The sequence below is a fragment of the Peribacillus sp. NPDC046944 genome (assembly GCF_050272735.1).
GTDB lineage: Bacteria > Bacillota > Bacilli > Bacillales > DSM-1321 > Peribacillus.
Map to the genome: position 1 here is coordinate 293,607 of NZ_JBNNML010000003.1, position 11,997 is coordinate 305,603.

The 11,997-nt window shown below is 42.9% G+C and carries 12 protein-coding genes and 1 pseudogene; 2 read left to right on the plus strand and 11 right to left on the minus strand.

The annotated features are described in order from the left end of the window. Positions 1-174 precede the first annotated feature (174 nt). The 4 genes and pseudogenes from ACQKIC_RS07090 to safA all read right to left on the minus strand — a co-directional run. Positions 175-675, minus strand: a complete 501-nt coding sequence (locus ACQKIC_RS07090) for a BofC C-terminal domain-containing protein (RefSeq protein ID WP_402869845.1) — start codon at positions 673-675, stop codon at positions 175-177. Between the two features lie 129 nt (positions 676-804). After that, positions 805-1,410: a YhcN/YlaJ family sporulation lipoprotein gene (locus ACQKIC_RS07095; protein WP_402869847.1), complete on the minus strand. Its 606-nt coding sequence runs from the start codon at positions 1,408-1,410 to the stop codon at positions 805-807. A 108-nt stretch (positions 1,411-1,518) separates the two neighbouring features. Continuing rightward, on the minus strand, positions 1,519-2,472 hold the full coding sequence (locus ACQKIC_RS07100) for a phosphotransferase (protein WP_427668583.1): 954 nt from the start codon (positions 2,470-2,472) through the stop codon (positions 1,519-1,521). Between the two features lie 1,900 nt (positions 2,473-4,372). Then, positions 4,373-4,516, minus strand: a pseudogene (gene safA / locus ACQKIC_RS07105) (SafA/ExsA family spore coat assembly protein); the annotation flags it as partial. 284 nt (positions 4,517-4,800) lie between these two features. Here safA and ypfJ point away from each other — a divergent pair. Next, positions 4,801-5,646: a KPN_02809 family neutral zinc metallopeptidase gene (gene ypfJ, locus ACQKIC_RS07110; RefSeq protein ID WP_402986434.1), complete on the plus strand. Its 846-nt coding sequence runs from the start codon at positions 4,801-4,803 to the stop codon at positions 5,644-5,646. 153 nt (positions 5,647-5,799) lie between these two features. Then, positions 5,800-6,333, plus strand: a complete 534-nt coding sequence (locus ACQKIC_RS07115; RefSeq protein WP_402987346.1) for a transcription repressor NadR — start codon at positions 5,800-5,802, stop codon at positions 6,331-6,333. Between the two features lie 44 nt (positions 6,334-6,377). On the opposite strand, the gene ACQKIC_RS07120 is transcribed toward ACQKIC_RS07115, so the two are convergent. The 7 genes from ACQKIC_RS07120 to ACQKIC_RS07150 all read right to left on the minus strand — a co-directional run bounded on the left by ACQKIC_RS07120 (position 6,378) and on the right by ACQKIC_RS07150 (position 11,995). After that, the gene (locus ACQKIC_RS07120; RefSeq protein ID WP_402875768.1) at positions 6,378-7,106 is read right to left on the minus strand and encodes a DUF6944 family repetitive protein; all 729 of its coding nucleotides are present in this window, start codon (positions 7,104-7,106) and stop codon (positions 6,378-6,380) included. 328 nt (positions 7,107-7,434) lie between these two features. Then, positions 7,435-8,310 (minus strand): prephenate dehydratase, encoded by an 876-nt coding sequence (gene pheA / locus ACQKIC_RS07125; RefSeq protein ID WP_427590549.1) that lies wholly within the window; start codon positions 8,308-8,310, stop codon positions 7,435-7,437. A 127-nt stretch (positions 8,311-8,437) separates the two neighbouring features. Next, entirely contained in the window at positions 8,438-8,887 is a 450-nt protein-coding gene (locus tag ACQKIC_RS07130) for an ACT domain-containing protein (RefSeq protein ID WP_402875772.1), read from the minus strand. Positions 8,888-8,932: 45 nt separating this feature from the next. After that, positions 8,933-10,222: a GTPase ObgE gene (gene obgE, locus ACQKIC_RS07135; RefSeq protein WP_402875773.1), complete on the minus strand. Its 1,290-nt coding sequence runs from the start codon at positions 10,220-10,222 to the stop codon at positions 8,933-8,935. A 48-nt stretch (positions 10,223-10,270) separates the two neighbouring features. Continuing rightward, a complete protein-coding gene (locus ACQKIC_RS07140) occupies positions 10,271-10,810 on the minus strand; it encodes a Spo0B domain-containing protein (RefSeq protein WP_402875775.1) in 540 nt (179 codons plus the stop codon). 549 nt (positions 10,811-11,359) lie between these two features. After that, the gene (gene rpmA / locus ACQKIC_RS07145; protein WP_402875777.1) at positions 11,360-11,650 is read right to left on the minus strand and encodes a 50S ribosomal protein L27; all 291 of its coding nucleotides are present in this window, start codon (positions 11,648-11,650) and stop codon (positions 11,360-11,362) included. Between the two features lie 12 nt (positions 11,651-11,662). Next, positions 11,663-11,995, minus strand: coding sequence for a ribosomal-processing cysteine protease Prp (locus ACQKIC_RS07150; RefSeq protein ID WP_402958202.1), 333 nt, complete (start codon positions 11,993-11,995; stop codon positions 11,663-11,665). Between the last annotated feature and the right edge of the window lie 2 nt (positions 11,996-11,997).

Sequence of the window (11,997 nt, forward strand, 5' to 3'; positions counted from 1 at the left end):
AAAGTTATTTAGCAATTGGTGGTGTTCACCTCCTATGCTTATTTATGTTCTTTTGAGATAGGCACCTTTTGCCCCGACCCTGGATATCCTGAATTCCCTACCCGTCAGTTTGGCGTTAAGTCACCCATCAATCCTTGGAAGGCAGACAAATAGGACGGGTGTATTTCTCCCATCCTAGTTAATCGAATACGGCTCATATTCCTTAATAAGCTGTTTATATTGATCCTTATTTACGATTGGAATCCCTTTTTGCAATTCTTCCTGCTTGTACACTTCCAATTTCCCTACATCCAATTGATAGAAAGTATGAATGATTTTGGCATGCTCCGGCTTCCCGATAAAAATGGATAGAGTCCCATCCTCCTTCATCCCAAGATAGCCGTTTGCTTTGAGTAAAGGCGATATATCATTCTCTATTTTATTCAATACAATGTGGTCATCATTTTGATCAACCACATTCCATCCTTGGTATTTCAACCAAAAGTCTTCCATCGTCCAAATCTTTTCCGTCAATTTCTCTTCACTTAATTCCCCATCGAGATACAAACGCTGGAGGATGACTTTTTGTTCGATTGGCTGACTTTCCTCTTGTTTTGCTTCCTCGGCAAAAGCAGTCAAACAAAATGGGATGACGAACAAGGCCAAGAAAAACTGGATTTTCAGTTGATTAATCAATGTGATCACCTCTTAAGGCGTTTACTTTTTACATAGTTTGACCTGAAATTCGATTATTAACCGAAAAATTCCGTTAGCCTTATTTTAAAGGAAAAAAGCTGACTCCATTCGAAGCCAGCTTGGATGCGTTTATTTTATATGATCTTTATGAATATCCAGGTTGTCGAACATATCATTGGCATCCAGGACAATTAATTCTTTTGTATCTCCGTCTCGCAAATTATTATCGAGCGTCATCGTCCGGAAGTACACACCTTCATCCGTCGTTACATAAAGTGCCCGGCCTTCAGTTAGAGGTTCGATTTTCTTCCACACCGCTTCTTTGACCGCTGTTGACTGATCATAATCATCGAGCAACAAAGCCACCAACATCTCATCTTTCATGATTATGGCCCTTGCGTCAATGACATTCTCCACACGATTAGCAACCCCATTCGCTTGGTCGACTAATGTCCCTTCATACGAGTTATAGTAGGATGATCTAGCCCGAAGTGGTTTGCTTTCATGACCATGATAGTTACGGTCCTTCTTACTGTATGCATCGTCTTTCCCATACAAATCCTTCTCCATATCATCAAAATTGATTTGACGAACGAGTGCATTCTTTTCAGTTGTATGGTACCCCGTTTCGTTCATAGGATTTTGATTCTCTGCCGTATCATTATTATTGGCACAGCCAATCAAACCCCCAACGAATACCGTGCAAAGCGGCAGTGCCCAAATTTTGTTCCGCACCAACAATCCCCCCTTTGCTAAAATGGATTGAGCCTATTTTCGCTCATAATTAGCATGGGTGTATTGAAGGGATTTCAGTCTGTAAGTTATGTCCATATTAGATACTCATTACCTTTTGGAAATCATGTCCGCCAATTTTTCGTTCATCTCCATTCGCTTCGAAAACCCCTCCACCGTCATTTTCCAAACGGAATGGAATTGTGATGAACTTTTATTATTCCGGTTCCACTCGCGGAATATATCCGTAGGGAAAGCCAAAGCATAAAGAAATGCCCGATCTTTTTGATACTTTTTCAACTGTGGAACTTGCCAAAGCATCGTGGCAGCATCATCGAGATGGGGCGAAATCCGATTGGCATATTGTAAATAATCGATGCATCGTGGTGCCTTCGCCATTAAATCGAAATCGATTAAAGCAAGTGACCCATCTTCTCTCCTCAAAAAATTATGGTGGGCACAGTCACCGTGAATGATGACGTTTTTTTCCTTATCCCATTTTGATTGGTTTTTTTCAAACCCCTCCAAGGACCATTCCCCCCACCTTACCCACTCATTGATGATTTCATCTGAAACATATTGGCGAGTATACGAAATATTCTTTTTGAATAATGACAATCTTTCTTTCCATTTTCTCACCTGATCAAATAGGGGAGCTTTGATCGACAGATTTTCAGAAACATCGTGAAATCTTTCCAATAATTCAATGCCCTCCAACCGGTCTTTATGATGGGAAAAACGGAACTTTTTCTTGCTTGGAGGTATATAGTCCATACTGCCATACCATTTCCCTTTGAATTGGAACGGCATTAACTTCTGGTGAATCTGATACGTTTGTTCGAACCCTTTTTGACTTAACAAAGAAGTCAATTCCCTTTGTCGATCCCATTTTTCAAAGCTATCGAATCCTTTAAGAATGATGGGAGCGTCTTTTTTGAATGAAATCATATAGACATTGCTCTGAAGATGATGGACGTTCTTTGGTCGGCGGTTTAAATAAGAGAGGAGACGAGTGTAAAAAACACTGTCCCCCTGATAATTAGTAGTCATCACTTTCGTCCGCATACGTAGGCATTCCAAATGTTTCAGGTGCTTGAACGCCTCCGAATTGACCTGGTTGACCACCCATTTGTCCTGGCATCATTGCTTCAGGGTGACCTCCGAGCTGTCCACGCATCATTCCGGGCTGCCCGCCAAACTGACCTGGCATCGCACCTGGTTGGCCCCCTAGTTGATGGCCATATGGATTCCCCATCATGCCTCCCATTTGGTTGCCGGGCTGGTTCCCCATCATGCCTCCCATCTGGTTGCCGTATGGATTACCCATCATGCCTCCCATCTGATTGCCGGGCTGGTTCCCCATCATGCCTCCCATCTGGTTGCCGGGCTGGTTCCCCATCATGCCTCCCATTTGGTTGCCGGGCTGGTTCCCCATCATGCCTCCCATCTGATTGCCGGGCTGGTTCCCCATCACGCCTCCCATCTGATTGCCGGGCTGGTTCCCCATCATGCCTCCCATCTGGTTGCCGGGCTGGTTCCCCATCATGCCTCCCATCTGGTTGCCGTATGGATTACCCATCATGCCTCCCATCTGATTGCCAGGTTGGTTCCCCATCATGCCTCCCATCTGATTGCCGGGCTGGTTCCCCATCATGCCTCCCATTTGATTGCCGTATTGGTGGTTCCCCATCATGTCTCCCATCTGATTGCCAGACTGGTTCCCCATCATGCCTCCAGGAGGTCCTCCTTGATATTCTTGTATTTGAATTTCATCTACCGATTCTACTTCATATTGGATTGGTTGCTGTTTTTCCCCCATTAGACTTTGAATACTAGCTCCCGCATAGGATTCTGAGTATTGTGGTCTGCCTTTATGGAATTGATGATAATCAGGGTGATGGTGCGCCTTGCTTTGCGTTTCTTCCATAGCATAGTATTGGCCCTTCACTTCTTTCTCTGGTCCATATGTTCCTATTTCTCCCTTGTTGCAGCCACAATCCTCACTTTCGGCTTGCATATTGGACTGCATATAGGGCTGCTGTGGATAGTATTGGAAATTCGGAGCATTCGACGATGACGACTCGGAAGATGACTCATAATGGTGCGGCATATACGCACCTGCAACTTGTTGTGGAGTTCCGCCATACATATGATGTGGGACGGGTGCTGAAGCTTGATATGGATAGTATTGTTGACCGGCCTGGTTTTGACTGGCTCCTTGGACGGTACTTTGACCCATTGAATGCATATCAGGAGATTCTCCCCATACGTCTGAACTTTCTTCCATCATTTGATAGCCTTGCATGCCTTGAACACCTTGTTGATAGTGAGGGGCTCCCTGAAAAGCTCCTTGGACTCCATGCATGGGCATGGATGCCCATGGCGGTGGATCGATGCTAAAACCGCTTCCTGGCATGATAGGGGTGATTGGAATGCAATCGTCTACCGGTTCACATATTTCCTGAACAACTGGCTTCTTTTTTGATTTTTTCTTTACCGGTTTTTCTACTGGCTTCACCGCTTCAACCTTTTTTGGGGGAGTTGGCGGAGTTGGTGGCTTCTGTACACTCATGTTGGTCATATTGACCAAATAATAATTATTGATATCTATTTCTGGTATCACTTGTTTCGGTACCTGAACCTCTTTCGGGACAACGATTTGTTTTTCCTTAACGGGCATTTCCTTTATAGGCATTTGCTTTTCTTTAACAGGCAATTGTTTTTCCTTAATAGGCAATTGATATTCTTTTATCACAGGCTGTTGATATTTCTGCTGTTCTTTTATAGGTGCCTGATACTTTTGCTGTTCTTTTATGGGTGCTTGATATTTTTGTTGTTCCTTCATCACGGGTTGCTGTTGAATTTGCTGTTCTTTCATTTGAATCGGTTGAATTTGAGATTCTTTGGATTGATATGTCACTTGTGGCGTGCCCATCTCTTTTTTAATTGATCCCGATGTATTTCCAGGTATATTAATTTTCATGCCCGGCATCATCATATCCGGATTACTTAACTGAGAATTGGATTTTTTCAGTTGTTCATAACTCACGCCATATTTTTTTGCGAGCTTCCAAAGCGTATCGCCTTTTTGGACTATATGAATTTTCACGCTGATAACCCCTCCTGTGCATATGTCCATATATACTATGATGTAGTGGGTAAATTGCCATTATTATTTATCATGAAAACTTATGCTTGATGAAACTAAAATATGAATGAAAGCCACACAGTCAGAAAAACCCGTTCAAATGAGGGGGGTAGCAGGATTGACCGCTTTTTGCCAGCGTGCATCTCTGTCTAATCAATCCGAACTTTGGGTATAGGGTATAGGATTTATAAAATGCTGATTTAGATGGCACTACATAAAAAACAACAGTCTAGGAGGGTATCTGAATGAAATGGAAAGGAAGACAAAAGAGTTCGAACGTTGAGGACAGAAGAGGAATGGGTGGAAAGAGCATCGCCGGGATTGGTGGCGGATTTGGTATAGTTGTCGTTTTGATCGTTATGTTCCTAGGTGGCAACCCAAGTGATCTTTTGAATGGCCTTGGTTCCAATGATACTACAGACAATGACTCCTATGAGGAAACGGACCAGGAGAAGGAGCTCGCTCAATTTGTCTCGGTCGTTCTTGGAGATACCGAGCGGGTTTGGGCGGAAGAGTTTCGTAAGCAAGGTCTAGAATATAAAGAGCCCACTCTCGTTTTGTATACAGGAAGTGTCGACTCGGCCTGTGGAACGGCCGGTTCTTCAGTGGGACCCTTTTATTGTCCCGGTGACATGAAGCTTTATATTGACTTGAGTTTCTATCAGGAACTTCAAGATGAGTATCAGGCACCCGGAGATTTTGCAATGGCTTATGTCATAGCTCATGAAGTGGGACATCATGTACAGACCCTATTGGGCACGTCTAGAAAAGAAATGCCCGACCGGTCAAGGGTCAGTGAAAAAGAATATAATAAATATTCTGTTCGACTGGAACTTCAAGCTGACTATTTAGCAGGGGTATGGGCTCATCACGCTCAAGGAGAGAACTTACTTGAGGAAGGCGATCTCGAAGAGGCTTTGAGTGCAGCCAGTGGAGTGGGAGACGACACCATCCAAAAGAAAGCTCAAGGGTATGTTGTTCCTGACAGCTTTACGCATGGAACCTCCGAGCAGCGAAAGCGCTGGTTTAATAAAGGATTCCAATCTGGTGATATGAACGGGGGCAATACTTTCAAGGCAAGTAACCTATGATTGTACAAGATTGAGGGCGGACGTTTCCATGTGCCTCCCTCTTTTTTGCTGCATTCACCCGCATGCATTTAAGGAACACCATGGGTAAATCGACTTTCATTCGATTAGCCCCTTTATTTTATGGTAAACTATTTGTACATAACGAGGTGAAGGATCATGCAAAAAAAGAAATTATTAGGCGAAGAAAGACGAACCAAGCTCTTACATATCCTACAAACAAGTTCACAGCCTGTTACCGGTAGCGAACTCTCCCAAATAACCAATGTGAGCCGGCAGGTCATCGTCGGTGACATTACCCTTCTTAAAGCACGAAATGAGCCGATTATCGCTACTAGCCAGGGGTATATCTACTTGCAAACCGAGACTAGACAAAACCCTGAACGGACCATCGCTTGCCAGCACGAGCCCACGCGAGCCCAGGAGGAATTATTTCTACTTGTCGATATCGGCATAACCGTCAAAGACGTGAAAATAGAGCATCCCGTGTATGGGGACTTAACGGCTTCCATCATGGTCAGTAATCGGAAAGAAGTGGCATCCTTCCTTTCAAAGGTTACTAAAACAAAAGCCACATTATTATCGGAACTGACTAGCGGCATTCACCTTCATACCATTAGTGCCGCTTCAGAAGACTTACTGGACGAAGCAGAAGAAGCATTGAATAAAGCCGGGATTTTAGTTAACTAAAATAGGACACTTCGAAGTAAAGGCATTCGAAGTGTCCTATTTTCTTACGAATCGCTCTCGTTTTCGCCTTCATCTCCACTCTCCCCCTCTTCATTGCTTATTAATTGAGCGATCAGGTTGAGAACGGCTCCTATCGCTTGAATCCAGCTCCCTAACGTTTGTAATGTTTCCGGGTCTAATTGTCCCTCATTATACCCTTGGTTCCCATTCCCTTGGCTTCCGTACCCTTGGTTCCCATTTCCCTGGCTCCCATTTCCTTTGCTTCCGTACCCTTGATTCCCACTCCCTTGGCTCCCATTTCCTTTGCTTTCCAGGCTTGGATTCGTATTTTCTCTTTTCAATTCAATAATCCCAGACAGTGCTTGTAATGAATTTCCCAACAGCTGCATTAAATTACCAACTATATTTATCCCTTCAGCTGGTGCATTTTCGGTTATATCCGCCGCAGATACGCCACCGCCTAAAGCCTGAATAAAATTTCCGTTTATAATCAATAGATCATTCGTGTCATCTGAAAAAGTACCTATCAATCCTGTAATAACCGTCGAATTTCCAATGGCCTGAACTGCACTTCCGATTTGATCTAAAGTGAAAGCTTCCTCTCCATCGGCAATTAAAGCATTACCTGTTCCCTGGAGAGTGTTCCCCACCACATCCAAGTTATTTGCAGAATCGTAATCCGATATAAGGGTTGGTGTATTTGCGATGGCGGATAAAACCGTTCCGATGGCTTGCAGCCAAGATCCGAACGTTTCTTTGAACTCATTACTCATCTTTACCGCACATCTCCCATCCCCTCTTTCATCTTTTTCAGTCTTTTACATTTAAATTCTGTAAGAGGATATTGTAACGATAAATCTGGTTTACCTCTTGGTATGTATTTCTCCCAACCCACTTCATAATTAACCCTATTAAATCCTATTATATGGGCTTAATAGCTTTACGTTCTTTAAAAAAGGCAGAACAATGTGTCACTCCCTATTTTTCTAATTAGATTCAAGGCCTCCTAAAAAAATCTCCTTGGACTTTTATCCAAGGAGATTTTTTAGGAATGTACTTTAAAGACCATTTAACTGTGTTTCCTTCTGTCTACATCTGTCCTTATCGGTGCACCAATCCATTTTGAACGGTAAAGCATGGATAACTGCCCAAGATTGACACGGTACATCCAAGGGCCTCAAGTTCAGAAATCGTGCCTGGGATGAGCACCTCGTCAAGTGCCATTTCTATATCGATAATGAAGAAATAATGACCTAGTCCTGTTTTCATCGGCCGAGATTCAATTTTGGACAGGTTGAGCTTTCTCCATGAGAAAGCGGAAAGGACTTGATGAAGCTGTCCCGAATGATCGGCTGGGAGCTGGATCATCAACGTCGTTTTACTGTCTCCCTCAGTAGTTAAATGCCCACTGAAATCGACTTCGCCGTTGGATACGACAATGAATTTGGTATGGTTATGCTCATAGTCGTGAATATTTCGTTCAAGAATCGTCAACCCATACTCCTGTGCTGCCATTTCGTTCGCGATGGCTGCAATTTTGGCATCCGGATTCTCCATTACCATTTTTGCTGCTGCAGCCGTTGACGTAACATATTCAAATGGGATGCCACTTAGATCTTTATGTAGGAATTTACGGCATTGTGCAATAGCGTGTGAATGAGAATAGACCCTATCCGGTTTAAAGTCAGGATTGGCATGATCCGGATGAACCATGTAATGCTGTTCGATAGGAATCGTGATTTCCCCTTTAATCGGAAGCCTCACTTCATGAACCAGGTAATCCATCGTTATATTTACCGAACCTTCCAACGCATTCTCGATTGGGACCAGCGCATGGCTTACTTCCCCATCGCGGACAGCGTCGAGACTGTCTGGAATCGTACTCATCGGAATTTTACTATCATTAGGAAATAAGCGAGAGACAGCTAAATCCGTGAACGTTGCTTTCGGTCCAAGAAATGCTATTTTTGAAGTCATATTATAATCCCCTTTTCACGGACAATCTATTGTTTATGTTATGCCATTTTCTGATTTATTACAATAGTTAATCTTTAATGACCACACATAAAAAAAAGCCTGTACAATGAACTGTACAGGCTTTATTCTATGCACCATTCCCAAGGATTTCGACCTTTTCGACGAATTCCATTTTACGCAATCTTGTTAAAAGATCATCAATATCCACCGTCATCCCACTCGTGTTGAGCGAGAGAGTGACGTTGGCACGACCCTGTAAGGGAATCGTTTGGTGAATCGTCATGATGTTGCAGCCAGATGAGGCGACCAGTCGTAAGAGCTCCGATAGAGTCCCGGAACGGTCTTCGAGGTAAAAGAACAGAGTGATTAACTTTTCTTTGACAATCGTATGAAACGGAAAGACCGTGTCCCGATATTTGTAAAAGGCGCTTCTACTCAGATCCACTTTTTGTACCGCTTCCCAAACTGAATCTGCTTTTCCCCGTTCAATCATTTCTTTAGCATCCAGCGTTTTTTTCATCGCTTCGGGGAGGACATCCTCTCGAACGAGGAAAAATTTCTGATCGGCCTTATTCAAAGTCCGCACGCTCCTTTTGCCTACCACCATGGTTTTTACATATTATCAGTCAATAAATTCAAATTCATATTCAAGGATACGAACGATATCCCCGTTTTTCGCACCTTTTTGGCGCAATCCTTCATCGACACCGAATGAGCGAAGTTGTCTAGCAAAACGCTTGATGGATTCTTCACGTGTGAAGTCCGTCATTTTGAATAGACGTTCAATCTTGAATCCTTTAACAGCAAAGCTGCCGTCCGATTCACGCTCGATATCAAATTCATCTGAAAGGGCTGTATGTTTATAAAGAACACGATGAACCCCGGTATTCTCTTCTTCATGATCAAGCGGGAATTCAGGTGTTTCTTCGATTTTATCGGCAATTGCATAAAGAAGTTCACGGATACCTTCACGTGTTACAGCTGAAACCGGGAAGACCGGGAATTCCTCTTCAAGCTTTTCTTTGAATGCCGCTAAATTATCTGCTGAATCAGGCATATCCATTTTACTGGCTACGATGATTTGCGGACGTTCAGTCAAACGAAGGTTATATTCTTCTAGTTCCTTATTGATTGTCAGGTAGTCTTCGTATGGATCTCTGCCCTCAAGGCCAGACATGTCAATCACGTGAACGATGACTCTTGTTCTTTCAATATGGCGCAAGAATTGATGTCCAAGACCTACTCCTTCAGAAGCACCCTCAATTAGCCCCGGTAAATCGGCCATGACGAAACTGCGGTGATCTTCCGTTTCAACCATACCAAGATTCGGCACGATTGTCGTGAAATGATATTCGGCAATTTTAGGTCGGGCTGCTGATACGACTGAAAGCAATGTAGATTTACCAACACTCGGGAATCCTACAAGGCCTACATCAGCCAATAACTTCAGTTCCATGATAATATCGCGTTCTTGTCCTGGTTCGCCATTTTCACAAATTTCCGGTGCCGGATTGGCTGGTGTCGCAAAACGGGAATTCCCGCGTCCACCACGGCCGCCTTTAGCGATAATGGCACGTTGTCCATGTTCAACTAAATCTGCGATGACTTCTTTCGTTTTTTCATCAATGACAACTGTACCAGGTGGAACTTTAATGACCATATCCTTCGCAGTTGCACCATGCATATTTTTAGACATGCCGTGTTCCCCGCGAGGCGCCTTGAAGTGACGTTGATAACGGAAATCCATCAACGTCCGTAATCCTTCTTCCACTTCAAATACGACGTTTGCTCCATTGCCGCCATCTCCGCCGGCAGGTCCGCCTTTTGGTATGAATTTCTCTCGACGATAAGCAACGATTCCGTTACCACCATCTCCGCCTTTTATATAGACTTTCGTTTGATCGACAAACATGCTATCACTTCCTTGTTTTCTGCAAGTCATTTCTTGCTGTATACTTCTCTAAAACTTAATATCCATCTTAAAGAATAATTCATTCTCATTACAAATACGCATTTCTATTGATTGCTCCGCTGTTAAGGATTTTTCTATAAATTCCACCACCGCGGATTGATCATTGAAACGGCCCTGCAAATGAAAAGAACAACGCATATCACTTATTTCTTTTTTACACATAGAAACAGCCAGTACATTTTCTCCAAAAGGATCGAGATTTTTTTCTAAAACTTTAAAGTAATCGTTCGTCCAACGAGACATCAACTCGTCCAACTCATTGGAGCCCGCAAAAACATCGATAATTTCAAATTCACATTGAAATGTTGAATTACTCCAATTCGACGTCAACAGCATCTCGCTGAACTTTGGCATATTCAAACTAGAGAGCCTTGCCTCATTCTGGGTTTCAATTATGATCTCGTCAATGAATCCTTTGACGCGATCAATTCTATTCAACTCCAAATTCCCTTTTATAATTTGAATTCTATTCAGCCAATCATGTCTAGTCTGACGAAGCGTTTCAATAGTCGTCCAATTTTTATCCATTATTAACACCTTCAATTATGATAAAGAAACTTTTTTTGGCTCTATCATGTTGAATACTTCCATTTGTATCAGTATATCAAAAAACAAAACAAACAGGAAATGAAGCTCGATTCACATGCCTTCATATGAAAGCCCCCGTCCAAAAAATACAGCCACACACCCTGAGTTCTTTGGACGATGGTAGAGCCGTTTGAACTTGCAAAGAGAATGGGCTTATTCATGCAACAATTGGAGATATAATAGTTGAATTGAACAGTCTATTTAAATTCAATCAATGTGTTAGTTAGAGCAATCCAGGATTTTACCCCCTAAAGTATAAGAAAGCCCGCCAAAACTGGCGAGCCTTTTGTGAATCAGAGGTGGTTTTCCATACTAATTGACTAAAATCTCCTGCAAAACGCTGGTTATTCATCATATTTATAGTATAAATAAAGGGCCGGACCCCTTCTACACTATATAAAGCATACCATTATCAATAATGACGCGATATATAGTGTCTCATAGAAGGAATCAGACCCTTTTGAGTCAGCCTCTGTTCAAAGATGCCAATTATGCTTCTTGTGCAACTGGATATACGCTTACTTTTTTACGGTCACGTCCGAAACGTTCGAATTTAACAACACCGTCTATTTTTGCAAATAAAGTATCGTCTCCACCACGGCCTACGTTCTCACCTGGATAGATTTTTGTTCCGCGTTGACGGTAAAGGATAGAACCACCAGAAACGAATTGACCATCTGCACGTTTAGCGCCTAAACGCTTAGAGATTGAGTCACGTCCATTCTTTGTAGAACCTACTCCTTTTTTCGAAGCGAAGAACTGAAGATCTAATCTTAACATTTGTTCCACCTCCTACTGGTTGAGGATAATTTTCATATATTTACCATAATCACGTTCGATGGTTTGTAGCGATATGAGCATTGCGTTCAAGAGCAATTGCACCTTCTCTTCGGATTCCGGCGAAAGATTCCCCGGGATGACGCAGCGAAGGTAACCCCCGTCTTGCCCTTGCTCAATCTCAGGTTCTACATCCGTTAAGGACATAATCGCATTGACCGATCCAAAGGATACGGCCGATACGCCTGCACAAACGATATCGGAACCTTTTTTAGCAAAATCAGCATGTCCGCTTAATGTGAACGAAGTGATCCGTTCTTGCGGAGCATCAAAGATAACTTTAATCATCT

Bases quoted from the DNA above. Each gene is read 5' to 3' on its own strand.
- ypfJ (WP_402986434.1), top strand. From the start codon at position 4,801: ATGAAATGGAAAGGAAGACAAAAGAGTTCGAACGTTGAGGACAGAAGA.
- pheA (WP_427590549.1), bottom strand. From the start codon at position 8,310: ATGACTTCAAAAATAGCATTTCTTGGACCGAAAGCAACGTTCACGGAT.
- obgE (WP_402875773.1), bottom strand. From the start codon at position 10,222: ATGTTTGTCGATCAAACGAAAGTCTATATAAAAGGCGGAGATGGTGGT.
- ACQKIC_RS07140 (WP_402875775.1), bottom strand. From the start codon at position 10,810: ATGGATAAAAATTGGACGACTATTGAAACGCTTCGTCAGACTAGACAT.
- ACQKIC_RS07120 (WP_402875768.1), bottom strand. From the start codon at position 7,106: ATGAGTAATGAGTTCAAAGAAACGTTCGGATCTTGGCTGCAAGCCATC.
- ACQKIC_RS07100 (WP_427668583.1), bottom strand. From the start codon at position 2,472: ATGCGGACGAAAGTGATGACTACTAATTATCAGGGGGACAGTGTTTTT.
- ACQKIC_RS07150 (WP_402958202.1), bottom strand. From the start codon at position 11,995: ATGATTAAAGTTATCTTTGATGCTCCGCAAGAACGGATCACTTCGTTC.
- rpmA (WP_402875777.1), bottom strand. From the start codon at position 11,650: ATGTTAAGATTAGATCTTCAGTTCTTCGCTTCGAAAAAAGGAGTAGGT.